Annotated in this window: 19 protein-coding genes and 1 pseudogene; 11 read left to right on the top strand and 9 right to left on the bottom strand. The window is 43.6% G+C overall.

The genetic code is table 11. From position 1 onward, the window contains the following. Positions 1 to 57: 57 nt before the first annotated feature. Positions 58 to 237 (top strand): annotated as a pseudogene (locus JM642_RS16485) (NADH:ubiquinone reductase (Na(+)-transporting) subunit F); the annotation flags it as partial. A gap of 84 nt (positions 238 to 321) precedes the next feature. Here JM642_RS16485 and JM642_RS16480 read toward each other — a convergent pair. Genes JM642_RS16480 through JM642_RS16470 form a run of 3 tightly spaced genes read right to left on the bottom strand, consistent with a single transcriptional unit; the run spans position 322 to position 1411 of the window. After that, entirely contained in the window at positions 322 to 639 is a 318-nt protein-coding gene (locus JM642_RS16480) for an ankyrin repeat domain-containing protein (protein ID WP_239000458.1), read from the bottom strand. Between the two features lie 21 nt (positions 640 to 660). After that, a complete protein-coding gene (locus JM642_RS16475; RefSeq protein ID WP_203432168.1) occupies positions 661 to 1011 on the bottom strand; it encodes a hypothetical protein in 351 nt (116 codons plus the stop codon). A gap of 1 nt (position 1012) precedes the next feature. Continuing rightward, positions 1013 to 1411, bottom strand: coding sequence for a hypothetical protein (locus tag JM642_RS16470; RefSeq protein ID WP_144346605.1), 399 nt, complete (start codon positions 1409 to 1411; stop codon positions 1013 to 1015). 277 nt (positions 1412 to 1688) lie between these two features. Here JM642_RS16470 and JM642_RS16465 point away from each other — a divergent pair, with 277 nt between their 5' ends. Further along, positions 1689 to 2882, top strand: a complete 1194-nt coding sequence (locus tag JM642_RS16465) for a serine hydrolase domain-containing protein (RefSeq protein ID WP_203432167.1) — start codon at positions 1689 to 1691, stop codon at positions 2880 to 2882. 150 nt (positions 2883 to 3032) lie between these two features. Here the strand turns inward: JM642_RS16465 and JM642_RS16460 are convergent, their stop codons facing one another. The 3 genes from JM642_RS16460 to yjjX all read right to left on the bottom strand — a co-directional run bounded on the left by JM642_RS16460 (position 3033) and on the right by yjjX (position 7371). Continuing rightward, positions 3033 to 5483, bottom strand: a complete 2451-nt coding sequence (locus JM642_RS16460; protein WP_203432166.1) for an ankyrin repeat domain-containing protein — start codon at positions 5481 to 5483, stop codon at positions 3033 to 3035. Positions 5484 to 5750: 267 nt separating this feature from the next. Beyond that, the gene (locus tag JM642_RS16455; RefSeq protein ID WP_203432165.1) at positions 5751 to 6680 is read right to left on the bottom strand and encodes a bifunctional helix-turn-helix transcriptional regulator/GNAT family N-acetyltransferase; all 930 of its coding nucleotides are present in this window, start codon (positions 6678 to 6680) and stop codon (positions 5751 to 5753) included. A gap of 151 nt (positions 6681 to 6831) precedes the next feature. Beyond that, the gene (gene yjjX, locus JM642_RS16450) at positions 6832 to 7371 is read right to left on the bottom strand and encodes an inosine/xanthosine triphosphatase (RefSeq protein ID WP_055647393.1); all 540 of its coding nucleotides are present in this window, start codon (positions 7369 to 7371) and stop codon (positions 6832 to 6834) included. Positions 7372 to 7639: 268 nt separating this feature from the next. On the opposite strand from yjjX, the gene JM642_RS16445 reads away from it, so the two are divergent. Beyond that, positions 7640 to 10207: an acylase gene (locus JM642_RS16445; protein ID WP_203432164.1), complete on the top strand. Its 2568-nt coding sequence runs from the start codon at positions 7640 to 7642 to the stop codon at positions 10205 to 10207. 448 nt (positions 10208 to 10655) lie between these two features. Beyond that, positions 10656 to 11948: an HAAAP family serine/threonine permease gene (locus JM642_RS16440; protein ID WP_037414617.1), complete on the top strand. Its 1293-nt coding sequence runs from the start codon at positions 10656 to 10658 to the stop codon at positions 11946 to 11948. A gap of 58 nt (positions 11949 to 12006) precedes the next feature. Here JM642_RS16440 and JM642_RS16435 read toward each other — a convergent pair whose 3' ends face one another. Beyond that, a complete protein-coding gene (locus JM642_RS16435; RefSeq protein WP_037414619.1) occupies positions 12007 to 12450 on the bottom strand; it encodes a GNAT family N-acetyltransferase in 444 nt (147 codons plus the stop codon). 218 nt (positions 12451 to 12668) lie between these two features. Here JM642_RS16435 and JM642_RS16430 point away from each other — a divergent pair, with 218 nt between their 5' ends. Continuing rightward, on the top strand, positions 12669 to 12965 hold the full coding sequence (locus tag JM642_RS16430) for a DUF4234 domain-containing protein (protein WP_037429472.1): 297 nt from the start codon (positions 12669 to 12671) through the stop codon (positions 12963 to 12965). 162 nt (positions 12966 to 13127) lie between these two features. After that, positions 13128 to 14450 carry a dicarboxylate/amino acid:cation symporter gene (locus JM642_RS16425; protein WP_037429470.1) on the top strand — a complete coding sequence of 441 codons (1323 nt, stop codon included), beginning with the start codon at positions 13128 to 13130 and terminating at the stop codon, positions 14448 to 14450. A gap of 68 nt (positions 14451 to 14518) precedes the next feature. On the opposite strand, the gene JM642_RS16420 is transcribed toward JM642_RS16425, so the two are convergent. Next, positions 14519 to 14935, bottom strand: a complete 417-nt coding sequence (locus tag JM642_RS16420; protein WP_047539874.1) for an META domain-containing protein — start codon at positions 14933 to 14935, stop codon at positions 14519 to 14521. Between the two features lie 70 nt (positions 14936 to 15005). On the opposite strand from JM642_RS16420, the gene JM642_RS16415 reads away from it, so the two are divergent. Beyond that, positions 15006 to 15236: a hypothetical protein gene (locus tag JM642_RS16415; RefSeq protein WP_037414628.1), complete on the top strand. Its 231-nt coding sequence runs from the start codon at positions 15006 to 15008 to the stop codon at positions 15234 to 15236. Positions 15237 to 15251: 15 nt separating this feature from the next. On the opposite strand, the gene JM642_RS16410 is transcribed toward JM642_RS16415, so the two are convergent. Beyond that, a complete protein-coding gene (locus JM642_RS16410) occupies positions 15252 to 16265 on the bottom strand; it encodes a deoxycytidine triphosphate deaminase (RefSeq protein ID WP_037429465.1) in 1014 nt (337 codons plus the stop codon). A gap of 153 nt (positions 16266 to 16418) precedes the next feature. Here JM642_RS16410 and JM642_RS16405 point away from each other — a divergent pair, with 153 nt between their 5' ends. The 4 genes from JM642_RS16405 (at position 16419) to JM642_RS16390 (ending at position 20746) form a co-directional block, all read left to right on the top strand. Next, entirely contained in the window at positions 16419 to 16979 is a 561-nt protein-coding gene (locus tag JM642_RS16405; RefSeq protein ID WP_186293762.1) for a GNAT family N-acetyltransferase, read from the top strand. A 125-nt stretch (positions 16980 to 17104) separates the two neighbouring features. Further along, on the top strand, positions 17105 to 19117 hold the full coding sequence (locus JM642_RS16400) for an EAL domain-containing protein (protein ID WP_239000457.1): 2013 nt from the start codon (positions 17105 to 17107) through the stop codon (positions 19115 to 19117). Continuing rightward, positions 19107 to 19451 (top strand): hypothetical protein, encoded by a 345-nt coding sequence (locus tag JM642_RS16395; RefSeq protein ID WP_169547379.1) that lies wholly within the window; start codon positions 19107 to 19109, stop codon positions 19449 to 19451. The genes JM642_RS16400 and JM642_RS16395 overlap by 11 nt, the downstream gene beginning before the upstream one ends. 323 nt (positions 19452 to 19774) lie before the next feature. Continuing rightward, positions 19775 to 20746, top strand: a complete 972-nt coding sequence (locus JM642_RS16390; protein WP_235522154.1) for a sensor domain-containing diguanylate cyclase — start codon at positions 19775 to 19777, stop codon at positions 20744 to 20746. The last annotated feature ends 55 nt before the right edge of the window (positions 20747 to 20801 follow it).

Genomic DNA, 20801 nt, shown 5'->3' with positions numbered 1-20801 from the left:
TAGGTGAAGGTGCCGAAAAACACAAAAAGATGTGGCTGTCCTTGCTATTTCAGGACGGGTTACACTGGCTTTATCCATAATGTGATTTACGAAAATTACCTTAAACATCATAAGGCACCAGAGGATTGCGAGTACTACATGTGTGGCCCTCCAATCATGAACTCCTCGGTGATCCGTATGCTTGAAAGCTTAGGGGTCGAGCCTGAAAATATCCTGCTCGATGACTTTGGTGATTAAGCGGTAAGTTGAATACAAAATCGCGTTTGGCAAAGCTAGTACAGCGGAGTCCAACGCGATTTTTGTTTATAGGGCTTTTGATATCTAGCTAAAGGATTTACCGCCATGGCGGCTTAAATAGCTCATCATACGCTGACTCTCAGCGGTATAGCATCCCATGCGAAACTCTCCTTGCCAGTAAGCAATATCGAGCGGACGATACCCCAGCGCATTTGGATGATTCACATCGGCACCCGCATCAACCAATAGTTTGAGCAATTCAAAAGACTGTAGCTCACAGGCATGCAACAGTGCCGTCATCCCATTCTCGTCAACCTCTTGAAGATCAGCGCCATTGGCAATAATGCGCTTAACCGCAAGTGTATCCTTGGCTTTAACTGCATGGATAAGTTCAGTGCTCATAGGGATATTTAACCTAATGATTTATTGGTTATTCGAGTCTTTGATGGTGCGATTTTTTGTAAAAAAAACAGCCAATAAGAATACATATAAAAGCAGAGTATAAAATGTGGTTGAATTGCCCCATATCGATTGAGTTAGAAAATCATAAGTTGGCATTGATATGTGTACCACTAGCCAAATCATGGCATCTTTATCTGCTAGATAGTCTGCCAATAGAAGTAATTCACCAAGTTTTGGGTGAAAAAAACTGATAGCACCGCGAACGATAAGAACATATGCCGTGACTATGAATATCACCGTAAACATTCTTTTTAATCGTGCAATATATAAATTTTTAATTTGCGATTGATTAATTTTCTGCTTGGTAGCCATGTCACACTTGCTTGTTAGTATTTTTATGTTCAAAGCCTCTAACAATGACATATGCGATAAGGGCAAATATAAATACGATAAGGTACATCCATGCAATACTTTGCAACGTTTCAATAATCGTCCGATAAATCTCAATAGTCCAACGTTCTAGTGTTAACTGAAGAATCTCTACATCTTTATGTCGAGCGGTAATGTAACGCTCTAAATCATAAATCCTAACGCCACCAGAGATGCCCACAACATATGTGGCAAAAATGATGTATTTTTGCCAAGCGGCACTGATTGAATCTTGAATAATTCGAGAAAATATTTCGCCTAATGGTTTTTTAAAAATTGAAACAACCAGCAATGAAACAGTTATAGATAGTGCAAAGGTAATAAACAGTAATGTAAAAAACATGCTCTCTCCTTAGAACAAATATTCAAATTGAAATCTTTACCTGTCATTTAAAATCAACAACATAATCTGTTTTATACTTACGTTCAAGCGAATAGTTATTGAGGTTGCTCTAAAGATAGGTGCCGAGTGGCAATCAAGGTTTGTGAATGACTTTATATTTAAAACTCAATCCATACTTTGATTGCTCATCTCAAACGCCGCAACACTATGAAAACTTATGATAAGCTGGCCGCTTTCTAATCAGGCAATATTTGCCTAATTAAGTTAAGGATAACCCATGCGTTTGAGTGTTATCGGCTCCCTGCTATCGGGGTTGTTATTATTCCCAAGTGCCAATAGTGTTGGTGAGTCGTTTGAAACTGCGATTGTGTCGGAAAGCGCGCAAGGCGGTCAGTCAGTTAAGCTTGAAAGCCAAACTGCATCTTCAGAATCTAAGCTTGGGGAGATTAAGAGCTTAATCCAAGCCGCGATCAAGGATTCGCCGCAGCCATTGAGTGGCAGTGTTATCCTGCTTGAGCGGGGTAAGCCGCTGTTTGAATTGCAAAAGGGTGAAGGTATTAGTAAAGATTCGCGCTTTGTGATGGCATCGCTCTCTAAACAAATCACTGCAACCTTGATATTACAGGCGGTTGATGCGGGGAAACTCGATTTAACTCAAACGCTTAATCATTACCTTTTTGGTGATGCGAAGGGAGATAACAAGGCACTAAAAGCCGTTGTGGCGGGCACAAATTCAAGTGCAAACGCTTTAAATCCCAGTCGTTATGACGCGCGGATTACGCTGCATCAACTGCTGACGCATACATCGGGTGTCGATAAGCTAGGTAAGGCCAATCGATTTGAACCGGGTAGCCAATTTGAATACTCCAACTTTGGTTATTCACTGCTTGGGCAAGTGCTTGAAAAGGTCAATCACCAACCCTTTGCCGAGCAGGTGACGCAATTTGCTGCGCGATACCAGCTTAATGGTTTGAGTGCAGAGCTGGGTAGTCTTGAGGTGATTCACACCAAAGTGCCTTCACTCGCCGTTGGTTTACAGGAAAGCGAAGTGATTGCACCAGCTGAGCTGGTAATTGATGAAGCGTTATTGCCCGCTGGTGGATTAATTGCCTCGGCGGCCACTTATGCCGACTTTCAGCAGCAATTACATGCTGGCAAGTTGTTGAGTCCAGAGAGTTATCAGCGGATGACAACGGCGTATACCGAGATCCAATTTTTGTGGCCGAATATGCGTTATGGTTATGGAATAAGGATCAATAAGGACGATGGCATCGTCGAATACAGTCATACGGGTTATTTAACCGGTTATATGTCGATGACGCTGCATTATCCCGAATTTAATTTGGATTTGGTGATGCTGGAAAATCTATCGCTAAATCTTAATGATCGCGCTCGAGTATTTGAACTGCATAATCAGATCCGTCAAATTATCCGTAGCCAGTTGCTGCTTGCTAAAGCCTCTAATGTTTAAGCCTCTGATGCTTAAACCTTAGCTTTAGCCATTATGTTGGCGAATAGACGGCTAAGTCTGCTGATGCGCGGTTAGGCTTAACCTCGAAAGCATAAAGCCCCAAAGTAGGGGCTTTATGCTTGGTTTAGTTGGTTGCTAAGGTGCTAACTGTTACCAAAAGCGCTTTCTTAGCGCAGTTTCGATTTCAATCTCTACTCTAAAGTATTGCAAAATCGTCCAGACGGAATCGACTAAGGCTTCGGTAAGTGCGGGATAATCATCCCCGATAATTTTGTTGATTTCATTAACTATTTCATCGAGATAGTCCTGAACCCCTTCTTCAAATTCGGCTTTTGTCGCTTGATTGCGGAAAAAGCTAAAGTTGTCGAGCTTTTCAATCAATAGTTCCACCTGTTCTTTAACCGAGTTTAACTGTTGAGCCGTGATGCTTGGATCGCTGGCCATCGGCTTAAAGAAATGCAGCACTTTGTTTTTGAGATCAAATAGCGTCGGGATTTGGCTTCTATCCACCGCCGCATCACTGACTTCTAATCTGGCTTTATGAGTATGTGCAGGTTTTGGCGCCTCCACATGGGTTGTGCCATATTCAGAAGTAAGCGATGCGACTTCTGGCTTCGCTACGTGATGGTCGATAACTGTTGGTGCTGCTGGTATTTCACGCCCTAGTTTCTGTAATAGCCGACGTTGGAAATAACTTTGTGGCTGAGCTTTACTCAGAGCTTGCTCAAGTTGGGACTCACTGTAGGGGACGATTTGCAGTAGTACTTCGAAAATCTCTTTATATTCCTGCTCCATAGTCACGTTTAGCGGGTTATTACCGACACTATTAGTTACGGTTAAGTCAGCGCCATATTGCTGCAATAGTCTTAAGATCCGCACCGCCGTTGACTCAAAGCGAGGAAACTCAATTGAACTGCCGCCCATCACGGCGCAAAGGGCGGGGGTGGTGTCTTCGGCATTGATGGCATTGGGGTTGGCGCCATGTTCGAGTAACACTTCAACGCAGGACTGCGCGCCGTAATAGCAGGCACACATCAGTGGTGTAAATTGTTCATCTACAGAGAACTCTTCAATTTTGGCTCCGTGGCGTAGTAATAGTTCCACGGTATTACGCCGCATCGGGCCAGTGATTTGGTCCCACCAGTAGGTCGAAATCGCCTTGTGCAGAATAGGCGAATTATCATGGCCGCAATGGGTAAAAATATCCCCGCCTTGGTTAATCAGCCATTCAAGTACTTGGGTTCGACAGGCGATGGCCGCAGCGGACACATAGTTAGTGTTGTAGATATTGGTAAGGCTTAAATCGAGTCCCTTGGTGAGCAGATATTCCATCACTTGGATAAGTGTGGCTTGCTCTTCTTTACCCGAACCACGTTGGCAGATAGTCAGCAAGCTTGGTTCATCCACCGCACCAAATTTTTTATTGATATCCATACCATATTTTATGAAGAGGTCGAGAAACTCAGGTAGAAAGGTTTTCTTCTCGACCATCGGATAAACCAATAGTCGCAAGTTCGACCAGGCCAACATTTCGTAGGGTTTACCCGCATTCATAAATACAGAATTGGGATCCGCGCCATATTTGAGCAACAGCTCTAGTGCTTGATAGATATACTCCCGTTGATTCACATCGGTAAATTGGGCGTTATTAATAAATTGGTTGAGCACGGGGGAATGGTCGGCGTCAGGCGGTGTCATCCTATAGATGCGATTGATATCGACGGTCGCCTTAATCAATTTTTCGATAATTCTGAGGTCAAATTCTGAGGTCAATGCCGCATAGAGCAAACTTTTTGCGTGGGAGTCGGCTTTGAGCTGCGGATAATGATCTAGCAGATATTCAGTGTATTGTTGTGATTTAGCATAGACACAGAGTTCGAGTAAATTGGCGTCATCCCAAAAGCTGCTATCGTTGGCCATAATATAACGGGACTTTTTAAACTCAGGATAGCGTTTTACTAATGGCGCGAAGGCTTCAACTCCCCAAAAGTCGCTGGAAAAAATAATCTCTTCAATCAGGCTTAATTGGCCAATGTCCAAATAAATGTCTTTATTAATGAGATGTAAAAAGACATCTTTACTGCGCTCAGCATAAAGGATTTCTAAGGGATGATTTAACTCGCCATTGGTCCAAAAACTCACTGAATGATTGATATCCAACCCCAGTTCAAGCAAGAGGTCGATCATGGCAATACGCTGATTATCTTGATAGATATACTGAGGATTTGGATGAAATAAGTAGTTTAACCAGCAGTTATTAAATTGATTTTGATAGTAAATGTTAGCACCAGCCTTGAGGTAGAGCTTTACCAACTCAGGATTATTAAACTCAATTGCTGCGTGCAGGGCACTAAAGCCATTGCATTCAATTTGAGCGCCATTATCCAGCAGATATTGTATCAATTCGAGGTCGGATTCAGGGCTACGAGAAAGCGGGACTAACACATTACAGGGGGAAATATCTGGGTCAATAAAATTAATATCACCGCCATTGGCGAGGTACTTATTAATTTTTTGAATTTTCTTGGCTGTAGACAGCTCGTTATTAACACATATTTCCCGCAGGGTGAGATTATTATCACCAAAAATCCAATTTAGCATATGCTTCCCTATTTAATGCTTAACAATAATGCAGCAAAATTATTTCAAATAAACATCATTTAACTGAATGATTTTATGTGTATTTTAATATGGTTAGCCACTAAAACTCTATGCTAATAAGGAGAATTAAAGACTGATTTTAGTTGAATAAGTGATTAACTGTGTTGGTTGGCATTGATTGCCGCTTATTATCAGGCAGGATGTTTAGCGAAGAATATAGCGAGGATTTACTCGGTTGGCAGACCATCCGTGGTCTGCTAAATGGAATTATTTAGGTTGCAATGGTAATAACATCGGGATCTCACAGGCATCGTGGCCGGTATTTCCTAGTGGTGCGCTCAGAGGGGAAAAACCTAAGTGTTCATAGAGCTTGAGTGCTTCTTTTAATATCGCAGTCGTTTCTAAGTAGCAGCTTTGGTAACCCGTTTGACGGGCAAAGTCGAGAGCGAGTAATGCTAAACGTTTAGCTAAGCCTTTACCGCGGATTTCGGGCATAAAGTACATTTTTTGTAGTTCACAAATGCCTGCATTATTGGCAAGTGGGGCAATGCCTGCACCACCAACGACTCTACCTTCATATTCAACAACCCAATATTGAGCACCCGCTTGCGAATAAATCTGGCTTAGACAATCTAAGGTCGGGTCAGCCACGCTATAGCCTTTATCTGCGGTTAAACCATATTCGGCAGATACATCGCGGATAACTTGGGCTATGGCGGCATCATCGGCGGCTGAGGCTGCACGAATTATGCAGCCTGACTGTTGTTTGGCTTTATCTATTGCTTGGTTGTACTGCATGAGGGCTTGCTCAATATGGTGAATTTGATCAGAGGTGAGTTGCGCTAAGATTTCTTGAAAAAGCTGATTTTGTTGGCTATTGAGTTTTGCGAGTAACTTTTTACCTATAGGCGTCAGTTGTACGACAAGGCAACGACTATCCTTAGGGTGCATTTGGCTCTGGGCGAGATGCTTATCGATTAAGTGCTTTATTGCTCGGCTAGCATTGGATTTATCAATGCTTAGTTTACTGGCGAGATCTTTAATGGTTTGCGGTTGATTACCGATCTCAAGCAAAGCATGGGCTTGCACGGGGGAGAGAGGTAAATCACCGACTGCTGCGTTAAGCATGCCTAGATGCCTCACCATATAGCGAGAGAGCTGCCGGAGTTGGCTAGATGAGTCTAAATCATTTGCCATAGTTTAATTAAACGCCTTTACGTTATGCAACGTTGAGCCTGACGAGTATTGCAAGCCGGTGGGCTAGCTAGGCTTATATCGCATAATTTAGTTGCAAGTTACAACTAAATTAGCGGGCTTTACGTTGTTTTGCAATATTTTATTAACAAATTTATGGGTAAATCTCGGGATTTAAAAACGGCGCCATCGCGAGAATGATCGCTTGGGTATAATTGCTTTCACGAGTAGCGTGGCCGTGGGTGAGCAGGCCTATTGCGCCACCTTTTTGTTTGATATTGACAGTATTAAACAGTCTATCCATCACATGACCCAACTCTTCACCCGCTTCAAGTGCTTGATAGACCTGCATCGGCAGCGGTAACAGAGCGCCACGGCCAATGCTTAAGCGTTGCTGGTGAGCAATCGCAATATAGGCAAAGGTTGCTGGGCCAAACTCGAAATGGTCGACGCCGCCTTCCATCGCAAAATAATAATCAGCTTCGGTATGCCGTTGGCAATAGTTAACGCGATTCACTGCACCTTGGCGGGTATCGCTATCTGTCATGGGCTGGGCGGGGACGCCAGAAGGTGCGTCCATGCTGAGGGTTTCAATCTGGTATTCAGGAAACAGCAGCTTCATCGCATTGGTCGCAGCATTCACTTTGACGGGGTTTTTCGACCCAACGATTACCTTGATAATATTTTGTTGCATATAAGTTATTTATTTTGATTTTTAAAGTGGACGCTCATATGGATCATTGCTTAAATGGTCGGAGGTGTCTCGCCTATGGGTTTTCTATTCTGCCATATTCATTGCTATGACTCAGTAAAAAGAGCTCAGTAAAAGCAAATGTTTGGGGAGCAAATAGCCATAGCCGAGCATCAGGAAGCGACATGCCATTATTGCTCCTTCAGTAAGTTAGCTGATTTAAGCAGTAAAGCGATGTCATTGAAGGAACCAAAATTAAGAGATAATAATAATGAAATTCAACAAACTCATGATCGCGATGGGGATGGCCTGCGGGGTGATGCTCACAGGCTGTAACGATAGCGAAGATAGTACTCCACCTACCGAACCTGAAACCCAACTGCAAACCTTTGCCCCTAATGGCTTACTCAAAGCCAATATCCGACGAACCACCTACGGCGTACCCCATATCCAAGCCGACAATTTAGAAAGCCTAGGTTTTGGTAGCGGTTACGCACAAGCGCAGGACAACCTCTGTGTACTCGCCGATGGTTTTATTAAGGCGAATTCCCAGCGCTCTATGTACTTTGGCCCCCATGCGTCGATAGATTTCACCACAGGGCTACCTACCGCCGAAGATAATGGCAACTTAATCTCCGATTTTGCCTACAAAGCCTTAAAAATCCGTGCGCAAGCCGAAGCTAAGTGGCCGCAGTTTAGTGAACGCTCTCGTGCATTAATCCAAGGTTTTACCGCGGGTTATAACCAGTATCTTGCGGATGTGGAGGCGGGTAAACAAACAGCAGAACCTTTCTGTGGCGGCCAACCTTGGGTAAAACCTATCGTGCCTGAAGATGTGGTCACTTATTTGTTTTCCATTGCATTGTTACCCGGAGCGGCTAACTTCCTCGATTTGATTTTCTACGCTAATCCTGGGGATGCGCAGGAATATATGCCACGTATCGTGGGGCCTGTGCCAAGCCAAGAGCAGACCGCGTTTGTTAGCGATATGCAGTCTAAATTGATAGCCCGTGCAGCCCGTATTACCACGCCAGAAACCAATCCTCGGGATTTAGGATCTAACGGCTGGGGACTGGGTAAAGATAAGACCGAAAATGGTCGCGGTATGGTGCTGGGCAACCCGCATTTCCCGCACACGGGTAACCTGCGTTTTTGGCAATCCCATATTACCATCCCTGGGCATTTAGATATGATGGGGGGCTCGCTGGTGGGGATGCCTGGCCCGATTAATATAGGTTTTAACAAAGACTTAGCTTGGACTCATACCTTCTCAACTGCTGAGCATTTTGTGATGTACAACCTTGAGTTGGTCTCGGGCGATAGATTGCAATATCTGTTTGATGGTAAGCCCATGCCGATCAATAAAGAGACGGTTTCTATCATAGTGAACGCTGGTCCTGCGGGCATGTTAGTGGCTGAAAAGGATATTTACACCACGGCGAAAGGCCCTATGGTCGAAGCGCCACCTACGCTCGCGCCCTTTGGTTGGGATGATGGCAGTGCCTTTATGCTCCAAGATGCCAATATGGCGACAATGGATCCTGTCGATCACTGGCTCGCCATGAACCTAGCGACCAATAAAGATGAATTCCAACAAGCCTTTAAAGACTATGACGGGGTTATTTTCAACAACACCATGTATGCCGATAAAGAGGGCAATGCCTTCTATATCGACGACTCGACAGTACCCGGTTTGTCCGAGTCTGCCGTTGTGCTGTTAAAGACTTCGCCCGATATTAAGGCGGCAAAAGAGAAAGCAGGCTTTACTATTTTGCCGGGTAATACTTCCTTGTTTAGCTTTAGTGGCCCCACGCCCTATGAACGTGCGCCTAAGCTGGAGCGTAGTGACTTTGTGCAAAACTCCAATGACTCCTTCTGGTCAACAAACTTGAATGAGCCCCTGACGTACTTCTCGCCTATGTATGGCCCAGAAGCAGGGCAATTATCACTGCGCACCCGTATGGGATTAACGCTAATGCAGGATGCGGCAGGCAGCGATGGTAAGTTCAATCTCCAAGAGTTGGAGGCTGCCGTATTATCAAATCGTAGTTACTTGGCTGAACTGGTCTTGCCGGCATTAATTGCCCAATGTGAGGCACAAGGCAGTACGCCTGTGGTAGTGTCTGCCAGTTTATCAAAAGATCTCACCTCAGCTTGTGCGGCGTTAAAAGCCTGGAATGGTAAGCAAGATAATGACAGCAAAGGCGGCGCCTTACTGCGCGAATTTGCCCATCAGTTTAATCAAAAGACGATGCTGACCAAGAGATTTGATCCCGCGAATGCGGCGACCACTCCGAATACACTGGCTACCGACGGCGGTGCATTAGTGGCGCTTGCTCATGCGGCGCTGAATTTAGAAGCCGCAGGTTTTGCTTTAGATGCACCGCTAGGTGATGTGCAGTTTGTCGAGAAGTCTCTTCCCGATGGCACTGCCAGCGGAGCGCGTCTACCTTGGCCAGGGAGTCACAACGCTGAGGGTGGTTTTAACGTGTTTTCAACTAGCTTATCAGGCGACGATACGTTAATTCCACAACATAAATATGCGCCTCTGATGGACGTCGTTACAGGCAAAGCCATGGGTTCTGGCTTAACGGCGAAGGGATATCAAATACGTTATGGTTCAAGTTGGATGATGGCGGTGAGCTTTACCGATGAGGGCCCTGTTGCGCGCGGCATACTCACTTATTCTGAGTCGAGCAATATACTGTCGCCTTCGTTTACCGACCAAAGCAATCTGTATTCCAGCAGTAAGAGTTTCCGTCCTTTACTGTTTAAGGAAGCTGATATTGCGCCAGCCGTAGTCTCAACCACTGAGTTGGTGCTGCAAAAAGCCCAATAATGCTGCGCTAGTCGGGTGGTGATTCATTGGCCCACTTAGGTGGGCCTTTTTATTGGGTGGGCTTTTTATAGGTTGTTCAACGTTACAAAATGTAAAAATTTAACAATGCCGCTAGTGATCTAGTTCAAGTTTTTATAGTGGTTGTTTGAGCTTTGTTGTATTTATCGGTTTTTTGCGACTTAGCGCGTTTTTGTGGCTTTTATCGACGACAGAGTAATGTCGCCATTTAGGCTTAAGGGTAAATTTACTGTACTTTCTTGGTGATTAATTGTGATCACTTTGATGCGCCATTGAAAATTTATTACATAAATTCATAGATCTAGATCTCAATCCCAGCTTTATTTGAAATTCCATTACTTAAAATGGTTTTAGATCAACTTTTGCTTAAGCTTTTTCGCTATCCTTACGCCGAATTTTTTATGCGGTTTCACCGTAAGGTAATTTTACTATGCAAAAAGATGCGATCAGTGTTTTAGAAACACCTCAAAGCACGCAAGAAAGCACAACAAGACGCTTACCTTGGACGCGCCAAGATACTACTTGGATGCTGAGTTTATTTGGTACCGCTGTGGGGGCGGGCATTCTCTTTCTACCTATCAATGCGGGTATGGGTGGTTTTTGGCCCTTAGTCTTGATGGCCATCATCATCGGACCTATGACCTATTTGGCCCACCGTGGTCTTTCACGCTTTGTTTGTTCGTCGAGCATTCCTGGCAGTGACATTACCCAAGTGGTTGAAGAACACTTTGGGATTGGCGCGGGCAAGGCGATTACGCTGCTCTATTTTTTAGCGATCTATCCGATTGTGCTGATCTATGGCGTGGGGATCACTAATACTGTTGATAGTTTTATCGTCAACCAATTGGGCATGGCATCACCGCCGCGTTTTCTGCTTTCTGGTATCTTGATTTTCGGCATGATGGCCGTGATGGTAGCCGGTGAGCAATTTATGTTGAAGGTGACTCAACTGCTGGTATATCCGCTGGTAGGAATTTTGGCCTTTATGTCTTTGTATCTTATTCCTGAATGGAAAATGGATGCACTGCAAGTTGTGCCTGAAACCGGCGCCTTTTTAGGCACAGTATGGCTAACCATCCCTGTACTGGTGTTTGCCTTTAACCATTCTCCGGCGATTTCGCAATTTTCGGTTTCCCTTAAGCGCGACCATGGCGGCAATGCTGCACGTAAGGCCGATGTGATCCTGCGTAATACCTCGATGATGTTAGTCGGCTTTGTGATGCTATTTGTGTTCTCCTGCGTGTTGTCATTGTCGCCTGAACAATTGGCCGAAGCGAAGGCAAAGAACCTGCCGATTTTGTCCTATTTAGCAAACGTGCATGATAGCGGTTTTGTCAGTTATTTCGGGCCTTTCATTGCCTTTATCGCGATTGTTTCTTCCTTCTTTGGTCACTATATGGGCGCAACTGAAGGTATGAAGGGCATTATTGTTAAGCAATTACGCTCAAGCAATAAGCAAGTCTGTGACAATAAGCTGAACAAGTTTATCCTCGTGTTTATGTTTGCCACCATTTGGGGCGTTGCGATTAAAAACCCAAGTATTCTGGGAATGATTGAGGCGCTAGGCGGCCCAGTGATTGCGGCGATTTTGTACTTAATGCCAATGTATGCTGTGTATAAAGTGCCTGCGCTAAAAGCTTATCGTCACCGTATCAGCAATGTGTTTGTGGTGATTGCGGGTTTACTGGCGATGACGGCGATTCTATTTGGTCTACTCAGTTAAGACTGAGATATATAAGCGTTTTAAATGAAAGGATCGGGCAATACCCGATCCTTTTTTATTACTTTTCTTCGTACATTAGATAGTAACTTTGCTTCATCCCTAAGGCTTGGTAGGTTTGCTGAGCTGCGAGGTTTTCCTGCTCGACATATAAACGGAAGCTGGCGGCGCCACCATTGGCCTCGGCCAATTGTTTTACCTCAGCATAGAGTCTGCCATAAATCCCCTGACGGCGATTTTGCGGGCGAATATATACGCTTTGGATCCAGTAGTAATCTTTGGCTCGCCAGTCGCTCCACTCGAAGGTCACCATCAGCGAACCGACAATTTCTCCTTCGATTTCAGCCACCAGATAAAAGCCTTTTTCGGGATGATTAAGTAGGGTATTGACGCCTTTGATAAGCGTGGTTTCATCTAAGGCAAGACCTTCTGTCTCTTGCGCCATTGCCTGATTAAATTGGACTAGGGCGCTAAGATCTTGCACTTTAGCTTTACGGATCAACATTTAACAACTCCTCGGCGGTTAATGGCATTTACCGCTCTTGTGTTTGGGATGACGCTGATGTGTCGGGATGAGTTAGGCATACACTGTAGCACGGACCCCCCCATCAGAACGAGTGAGCACAGATCCCTATCGCCCTTTAATTGCGGTTAAATTTTGTACGACTAAAGTCTAATCTGCTAGGCTTGAATAAGGTTTTCACTAGCAGAAGTGGCGCGATTATGGGATTCGTTAAATCAACTCGTCGGTTTAAACCAATATTCTTACAACCTTATGATGCTCATAAAGATTTTCAAGTTAACCATGGGATGCACTTTATGCTAACTTTAGTTACCTTTGGCTTATGGGGGTTGGTTTGGTGGTATTTGATCCTCAAATCTCAGGGGGAAAATCAGTCACTCTTTAGCGGTTTCGATGATGACTACTGGAGCTACCTTATTGAGCGCGAGCAGCCGCCTGCATCGTTGTATCGTCAACGTTTTGCTCCGTCAGACAATACGGCGCAATTCGAGGCCTAAGCGATGCTTTAGCTGGATTTTGCCGCGGTTGATATCAACGTGATATAGATCATCCTTAAAGTTTTATTGCTTATGGTAGACTCGGCGGCTGGCTAATTGAAGGTTAGTCCCGCCAAGGATAAGGCTTTGCCCTATCATCATTTCAAATTCAAGGTTATAAACATGTCAAAACAAAGGTCATCAGCCTTAGGCCGGATCTGGTCTTCTTGGATGTCAGTGCCCCTGTGGCTACAAATTTTCGTTGGTATGGTGCTCGGGATTCTGGTGGGGGTCACTTTAGGCGAGCAGGCTTCCTACCTAAAACCTATTGGCACGCTGTTTGTGAATACCATCAAAATGCTGATTGTGCCTTTAGTCTTTTGTTCCTTGATTGTTGGTGTCACCTCAATGGAAGATACCGCCAAAATGGGCCGGATTGGTTTTAAATCCTTTGCGTTTTATCTCTGTACGACGGCGATTGCGATAAGCCTAGGCTTAGTGGTGGGCTATGTGATTCAGCCTGGTGCGGGTGTTCCTTTGTTGCAACACGAGGCGGTAAGTACGGCCAAAGAAGTACCCTCGGTGATGCAAACGCTTATTGATATAGTGCCCACCAACCCCGTAGCTGCATTGGCGAGTGGCCAGATCCTACAAGTCATTGTGTTTGCCGTGGCACTTGGGATTGCATTGGTATTGATTGGCGACCATGGCAAACCTGCGATTAAGGTGTTTGAGAGCCTTGCTGAGGCCATGTACAAGTTGACCGATATGGTGATGAAGCTTGCGCCCTATGGTGTGTTTGGTCTAATGGCATGGGTTGCGGGTGAGTATGGCATCGATATGCTATGGCCACTGATTAAAGTCATTATTGCCGTTTATATTGGCTGTATTATCCATGTGTTAGGTTTCTACAGCATAGTGCTGCGCCTATTTGCCAAGCTTAATCCGTTGCATTTTTTTAAGGGGATCAGCAATGCGATGGCGGTGGCATTTACCACCTCAAGTTCGGCAGGCACTTTACCTGCAAGTATGAAATGTGCGAGCGAATATCTTGGGGTAAACAAGAAGATCTCCAGTTTTGTATTGCCCTTAGGCACCACCATCAATATGGATGGTACAGCCCTATACCAAGGCGTGACCGCGCTGTTTGTGGCGCAGGCCTTTGGGATTGATTTAACGTGGGTCGACTATCTAACGATTATTTTAACCGCGACGTTAGCCTCAATCGGCACCGCGGGGGTACCGGGCGCAGGCTTAGTGATGTTGACTCTAGTGCTCTCGACTGTGGGCTTACCCTTAGAAGGTGTAGCCTTGATTGCGGGGATTGACCGCATTTTGGATATGGCGCGAACTGTTGTGAACGTCTCTGGTGACTTAGTGGCGACGACTGTAATTGCCAAATCGGAAGATGAACTCGACGTTGAGCATTACAATGCTGATATGGTGCAGAGCGCCGTGATTGCAGAGCAAAATGCCGCAAACGAAAGTGCTGCGACTAAGAGTTAATCGATCGAGTTAAGATTTGATTCGAATAAAAAACCGCCAATCGGCGGTTTTTTATTATCGATACACTTTTATTTCAGTTGGGTTAACACTAAAACAGGTTTATCGTCGCTGCTGAGTAATGTCAGACGTCCTTGCACTAATTTGGCTTTAGCGACCAGTGGTAGTGCTTGCATGACTTTATGCTCTTGCTGCATCAATGAATCGACACAGGCTTTCATGGTGCTGCCACCAGGGATGATTTTCAGCTCTTGCCCTTGCTGGTTATATTGGCCAAAAAAGTTATTGCAGCTGTTATTGCCAGAAAGCTTACCTTCTGCATCGAAGGTGATTTGAGCTGGGCTGTAATCAACAGTCGGTTGTCCTTGGACTGCTTCAATATGCCAGCTTCCCTGTAATGACACAGTGTCTTGATGGGCGACGTCAGTACTCTGACAAGCCGTTAAGCCAAAAAGTAATGCGCTTAATAGAAATGTTTGTTTTAACATTGTCTCAGTTCCTTTTTCGATATTCATGGCAATAGTGTACAAGTTTAGCGAGAGATAAAAAGAGGTTTATATGCAAGATAGTATTAAAAGCACTATGAATTTGTTGAAGTTTTTACATTGGTTAGGGGTTTTGATGTTAGTTTGTGGACTTGGGTTTTATATGTTGACTCAATGGAGTCTAGAAATCAGTGGGATGTTATTGATCGCAAGCTTAATTGGCTTAGGCTTAGTGTTGATGTCACCTTATCCTGTGGTGTTATTTATCCAATGGGCGAAGCGTCAGGATGAGTTGCCAAAATAATAGCGTTTGCGACTTTTACAACTCGGCCGAGTCTGCAGCGGGGTTGTTATAAAGCTCGGCATTGATCCCTTTTGCCTGATTACTGCTCGATTGTGTTGGCTCTTGCAACATAGATTTTAGTTTACAGCGAGCATCTTCCATCATGGGCGCTAACTTAGCCGTCGATTCAGGGGTAAAGAAACTGTAACTGGAATCGAGTTTAAGGTGATGATTTTGCTGTTCTAATTGTTTTTCGACCCGCTTTATAATGTGCAATATATCGCGTTCGCTATCGACAAAGGCTAACACCACAAACTGAGTCGCGCTGAAATGGGCTGCAACATCGGCTGTGCGAATGGTATCTTGAACCAAATTACCGAGGAGCCTGTGATGTTTCTCTTCTAAGCGTTTTTCCGGCGAGTCAGCTTCAATCAATTCGAAGAAAAGAATCCCCGCATGGGCGCCAAAGCGTCGTCCAAGATTGAGTTGCCTAGGAGCCATCATCATAAAGCCGTAATGGTTGAGCATGCCGGTCTCTTGATCGCGCATTGATAGCGATTCGATTCTATGGTTTTGACATAACAGGGATAATTCCTGCTGAAGCAGGATTTGGAAAGGTTCAAGCATGGCGCTGTTGCTTAAAGGATCGGCCATATGGGGGTTTAACACGCATAGTGAACCAAATTGACTGCCATCTGGCCATGCAATAGGGCGGGACAGAATGTATTGAATTCCGTCAAAATCTCTTGGAAGTTCATCGAGCATAAAGCGGCTTAAATTGAGATAATCTCCGTCTATGTTGCTATTTTTTAATGCTTCAAAGAGCGGGAAGTTATTTGGAAAAAGCGTGCCAGAAGTAAAAAGCGGCGTTTCGCTGACAGAACTGACGATCACTTCAAAACCCGATTGCGTTATCTGTAATACAAACACGTGGGTAGCGCTGTAGTAACTTTTTATTAATTCGCATTGTTGCATCCAACGACCTAAATTGACTTGAAGTAGATCGTTGTCAAGCACACTGATTTGGGGATTGATAGTCTCTGGCAGCATAAAATGGCGAGTGAATGACCTACAATTCAATAAGTGTGGGAAACAATAGCGTTATTAGCAAATTTTTTCCTAAAAGATAAAGTCTTTAGTATTTATTTAAGTATACTGACGCGCTTAAAATCTAGCGATAAGCTCAACTTGGACATACCTCTGATGCAAACGCGATTAGCAACTAAACAAGATGTTGATATATTGGCCGCGTTAGAGCGCCAGCATCTCAATGATGAGTTAATGTCTAATGGTGTCAATTTGGAAGGGCAAGCATTTAATCGTAATGAATTAACTCAGCTAATTGATAAGCATTGGATTGTGGTCGCTGAAATTAACGGACGCATTATAGGTTATGTGATTGCGGGACGTTGGTCGTTTTTTGAGACCTGGCCAATTTATCGCAATTTGTTGAAAAGATTGAATCGAATCAATGGCGATGGTCCTCAATTAACGGTGCAAAACAGCTGCCAATACGGTCCTATCTGGGTTGATAAAGCATATCGTGGCCAAGGCGTTTTTGAGGCACTTGTTACTCGCATTTACCGAGAAGTTGCGCCTAGTTTTACTTATCTGGTGACGTTTATAGCTGATGAAAATGAGCGTTCTTTGGCGGCGCATACTCGTAAAGCTAAAATGCAAGTTGCAGATTTTTTTACTTTTTCTGATAGGGATTATTATATTATGAGTGTTGATATTCGCTCATATGCACTCGCTCATCGTTAACTCGTTTTCCCGCCATATGTTACGTTGTTCTGCTTTCAAAAATCAGTATTTTTTAGGTTGATTGTGTCCTAAAAGATTGATCGACTATGTTTTATTAAATAGTTGTCAATAATAACCCTGATATCATGTTTGAACTTCGAAATTTTCTGGACAGAAGTTTTCTTATCTCTGTACGTGAGTCCTTTATCGCGTTACTGCCATTTATTCTTGTTAACTCACTACTATCACTGGTTATAGCGTTATTAAGTAGTTGGATCCCGGAATGGCAAACAACGGCATTTTTTTATGGCTTAACATTTTTTTCAGTGCAGCTTGCAAAGATATTTCCGTTGCTTGCGCTTATTTCTCTTTCCTTCCATTTTGCCAAATATCTTCAGCTTTCAGCGATTGTTGTGTGCTCAATCTCCTTTAGCATCTTACTGGCTTTGCATGTGCCAACCACAGAGGAAGTACTTAGCATTGATTATGTTGATGTGGTTTTAGGTGATCCTCGGGTGGTTTTATTACCGATTTTAACGGCATATCTATTGCGCATATTGGTTACTTGGCGATGGCTAGACTTAGTAAAAGGAAAAGCATTGAGTCGATATTTAAAACAGCATCTGAATATTTTTTTGCCAGTAGTTATTTGTTTTATGGTTATATTGATGCTTGTTACTGAAGCATCTGCCTTACTTAGCTGGTTTTTTTCGCCACTAATTGATACTTTGCAAACCGCGAGTATTGGGATCCAATTGTTTATCCGTATTTTATTAACCCATGTGCTCTGGAGCTTCGGAGTGCACGGTGATAATGCATATCTACTGTTAATAGGTGTCGATAATGGCTTGACTGAGGTTGTACCTAATCTAACCGCTAGTCAATTTATGGATTTGTTTATTCTTTACGGTGGCAGCGGGGCGACTTTATCGCTCATTATTGCTATTTTCATTAGTTCTAAAGACAGTGCAACACGCCATATTGCTAAGATTGCAACACCCTTTGCATTTTTCAATATCAATGAAATATTGATTTATGGTTTACCTATTATTTTTAACCCTAGATTATTATTGCCATTTATACTCTCACCCATAGTTAATTTTATATTGGCCTATAGCGCCATCAGTATAGGTATTCTAGAATTTGATGCTCATAGCTTTCCTTGGATAACACCTCCATTTATTAATGCTTATATGGCGAGTGGGCATTTTAGTGCTGTAATATTTCAATGCTTTTTGATAGCTATCGGTGTGTTGATTTATCTACCATTTGTACAGCGATTTTCTTTAATGAGTGAACACTATGAGTTCGATCGTGAGCTTATCAAAAGGATTCAATTTCAAGCAGATATTGAGCTGATGAATGAAACACATTATCTAAAAAAACAGTCAGAGTCTTTAAAGGCTGAAATTAATTTAGAGAAAACCATCAAAGAGGTGTTAGCCGGTGAATTGCAGCTTCACTATCAACCTAAGATTGCTTTAATTGATGGTAAAGTGGTTGGATTTGAGGCTCTTATTCGTCTTCGGGATGAGTATGGGGCCTTAAAAGGCCCTTATTTTATTGATGCGTTTCAACGTGCGGGCTATTCCCACATTATTGATCGTTTTGTAATTAATACCGTTGCAGAAGATCTTGCTCGTTGGGCATTAGAGGGCTTTTTTCCTAAGGTCAGTATCAATATTGACCCCAATAACATCACCGATAGTCAATTATTAGCGATTATGAATGATAGATTAGGTAGTGTTGCTCATCAGGTCGAAATTGAGATGTTAGAATCGGCATTCATGTTGGATCTAAGCCGCATTGATAGCAGTATCAAACAGCTTAAGCTGTGTGGTTTCCGTTTTTGGTTGGATGATTTTGGTACTGGGTTTTCGAGTTTAAGTCTACTGAGTCGAATCAATGTTGATGGTATTAAGCTAGATCGCAGTATTCTCGCCAATGCCAGTGAGCCTAAAGGTCGTACTTTATATCTGCAAATTTGCAAACTTTGTAGTAGTTTAGGTTTTAGCTTAACAGCTGAGGGTGTTGAAACCCGTGTTGAAGCCGAGTTTGTAAAAGAAGCTGGTGTTGCTTATGTGCAAGGTTGGTTATATGCCAAGGCAATGCCAGGACCCGATGCTAAAGCCTTTTGGTTGGAGATAAATGGTGAGTAAATCCTTGGTCAATATCTTGTTGACTAACTATGCCCAGACTAGTTTATCGGCGTGGGACAACCTGCGCGTATTATTATCCGAGTGTGCCTTGCAGCAATGTGAGGCCCGAGGATTTGAAGTCGATTGCGACGATAGTCGCCCCCATTATTGGTTACAGATTGAAGATTGTTGGCTCGATTGCGGCCGCACCAATGCTTACAGTGCGGCTATAGTATGTTTAACGCCTGAGGTCGTTCAAGGTGCAAGGATAATTGGCGAACAAGAGTGTGCACTGTTATCCGCTGCGCAGATAAATCTGCTGTGTATGCAAAACGCCCATTTTGACCACTGCTAAAACATAAACAATTCTGATATTCCTTAGAATAATAAATTCTGCAGTGGCTTTGTGTTTCTTATTTCGCCAAACGAGGGATTACGACACGTCATGCACTTTGCACTGCATAACATCGCGCCTAATTGTTATAAAAGTGGAAACGTCAACACGCCCTAATAATGGTAAACTTAGTTACTTAGTGTTCTTGATAATAACTTGCTCATTTGTTCATTAGTATTAAGTTATTTAGCACCTCTTTTTGAGTATTTATTCTTGGCGTATTGGGATTTGGCTGCTTTACTTAACCTACTTATTTATCAAATTTGTATTGTTTTTAGCGCGGGATGTACACTGCCATGGTGGATGATGATTGGTGTGATGGATCGCATTTTATCGAACATGCCAAATTTCTGGCTGCTCTTCTAGATTCTCTGGAGGATCAAATTTCGGTAATTGATAGTACAGGTGTCATACAATTTACCAATCTTTCATGGAATCGGTTTGCCGAGCAAAATGGTATGCCGAAGGGCTATAATTGGATTGGGACAAACTATATGAATGTGTGTGCAGGTTCTGATGAGCCGCTTGCACTAACCGCATTTGAGGGTATTCGCCGAGTTATTCAGCATGACCAAGAGCGATTTTCTATGGAGTACCCTTGCCATAGTCCTGATATCTTAAGATATTTTCTGATGCGAGTTGTCTCAGTCCAAGGCCAAGGCGTTGAACCCGGTTATTACGTTATTTCCCATGCCAATATTACTGAGCGTAAACTACTGGAGCTAGAGATAGCGGATTTATCTGAACACGATGCATTAACTGGCTTAGCCAATAGGCGGTTATTTAGTCGTTTTTTGCACAACGAGTGGCGTCGAAGTCAGCGAGAGCAAACCCCGCTTTCCCTTCTTATGCTGGATTTGGATAATTTCAAGGCATGTAATGATCACCTTGGCCATCAGATGGGGGATGATTCGTTACAGATGGTGGGAAGAGTGTTGAAGTCTTTCTGCCAACGTCCTGCTGACTTACCTTGCCGGTTTGGGGGAGACGAGTTTGCGTTAATCCTAGGCAATACGGATAGAGAAAATGCTCAACAGATTGCTGAGAAGATCTGTCAAGCAATTAAAGCATTGGATATTGTTATCGAGGGAGATACTCGATTGAGTGCGAGTGTTGGGGTTGCGACTCTCTGTGCAGGAATTCGTGATTCTGAAACTCTGTTACTTAGCGCAGCCGATGCGGCGTTATATGTTGCTAAGCGGGCAGGTAAAGACTGTTGCCATGGTGTGCATTTAGAGCCTTGTTTTACGGAATAATAGGAAGATAGTCTCCATACTAGACTCGTCACCTAATATTCGATTGTACTTATCA

The organism is Shewanella sp. LZH-2 (assembly GCF_016859145.1).
GTDB classification, from domain to species: domain Bacteria; phylum Pseudomonadota; class Gammaproteobacteria; order Enterobacterales; family Shewanellaceae; genus Shewanella; species Shewanella xiamenensis.
The sequence above is the reverse complement of the archived record's forward strand: the minus strand, read 5'-3'. Positions and strand labels throughout refer to the sequence as shown.